The sequence below is a fragment of the Clostridium sp. ATCC BAA-442 genome (assembly GCF_964239415.1).
Taxonomy (GTDB): domain Bacteria; phylum Bacillota; class Clostridia; order Oscillospirales; family Oscillospiraceae; genus Flavonifractor; species Flavonifractor plautii.
Genome location: NZ_CAXSQB010000120.1, coordinates 1 through 604, shown reverse-complemented (window position 1 = coordinate 604; position 604 = coordinate 1). Strand labels below are relative to the sequence as shown.

The 604-nt window shown below is 67.7% G+C and carries 1 protein-coding gene; it reads right to left on the bottom strand.

Annotated elements, in window-relative coordinates:
• Nucleotides 1–604: S-layer homology domain-containing protein (locus ACESY8_RS19745; protein WP_498794975.1), on the bottom strand; the 604-nt coding region annotated here is incomplete at both ends.

Genomic DNA, 604 nt, shown 5'->3' with positions numbered 1-604 from the left:
CTGAACTCCCGCACGGCCATCCCGCCCTGGGTGGTGTCATAGCCCTTCGCCTGCGCGTAGCGGTACAGAATCGCCGCAAGCTGCTCCCGGGTCACGCTGTCCTCCGGCCCAAACGCGCCGGTGTCGTACCCCTTCACGATGCCGCGGGCCGCCGCCCAGTTCACCGCGTCGGCGTACCACGCGCCCGCCGCCACGTCGGGGAAGCCCGCCGCGCCGGGCGCCTCCGGCCGCTCCTCCAGGTTGTAGAGCACCTGGGCGATCATGCTCCGGGTCAGGTTCATGGTGGGGGCGAAGGTGGTGTCCGTGGTTCCCTCCATCATTCCCTTGTCGTACACATACGCCACGGCGTCATAGAACCAGTCGCGGCTCGTTACATCGGTGAAGGGCAGGCCCTCCGGCTCCGGCTCCACCGCCGTGAACACGGCCTCCACCGTGACCTTGGAGGCGGGCATCTGGAAGGTGTACTTGCCGTCGCCCTTGTCGGTGAGCTTGACGGAATCGCCGTTCTTGTCGGTGACGGTCAGCTCGTCCAGCTCATACCCCTCGTCGGGCTTCACGGTGACAGTCACCGTGCTCCCCTTGGAGGCGCGGGTGGGGCTCACCT